This window comes from Pseudomonas agronomica (assembly GCF_025917275.1).
Classification (GTDB): Bacteria; Pseudomonadota; Gammaproteobacteria; order Pseudomonadales; family Pseudomonadaceae; genus Aquipseudomonas; species Aquipseudomonas agronomica.
This window is the reverse complement of the sequence record NZ_JAOSHO010001031.1, coordinates 1-503: the sequence shown is the minus strand read 5'-3', so window position 1 is coordinate 503 and position 503 is coordinate 1. Positions and strand designations below refer to the sequence as shown.

Annotated in this window: 1 protein-coding gene; it reads right to left on the bottom strand. The window is 59.8% G+C overall.

Annotation, left to right across the window (positions count from 1 at the left end):
• Window positions 1–503 (bottom strand): type VI secretion system tip protein TssI/VgrG (gene tssI / locus OC610_RS28750; protein WP_264433183.1); only part of this gene is annotated, 503 nt, incomplete at both ends.

The following is a 503-nucleotide window of genomic DNA, read 5'->3' as shown; positions in this document are numbered from 1 at the left end:
CGGAAGAAGTAGTAGATGCCTTCCTGTTCCATCAGGCGACTGACGAAGTCGAAACTCGTCTCGCGGTACTGGACGCAATATTCCCACTCGCGATAGGGACGGCTGAGGGCGTCTTCGAAATCGGAAAAGCCCAGGTCGCGGAACACCTGCTTGATGATCTGCGGGATGGTCAGGTTCTGGAAAATCCGGCAGTCGGAGGTGCGGGTCAATAGCCACAGCCAAGGGCGCAACGTGGCCTGGTAACTGGCGAACTGGCCCTGGTCGACGTTCTGGCTGAAGCGCGCCACGATGCCATGAAAATGCCGCTCGCCACCGCCATCCAGCTGAACGCTCACGCACATCGGTTTGCCGAGCACCTGGTTGAGGTCGATGGCGTTGTCCAGCGAGTGCAACTGCAACTCATAGTTGAACAGCCGCCCCAGCTCTTCGCCGCCGCTCATGTCCTTGAGCAACAAAACCTCGGGTCCCAGGGGGCTGGTGATCTTGGCCAGGCGGGAGGCTTG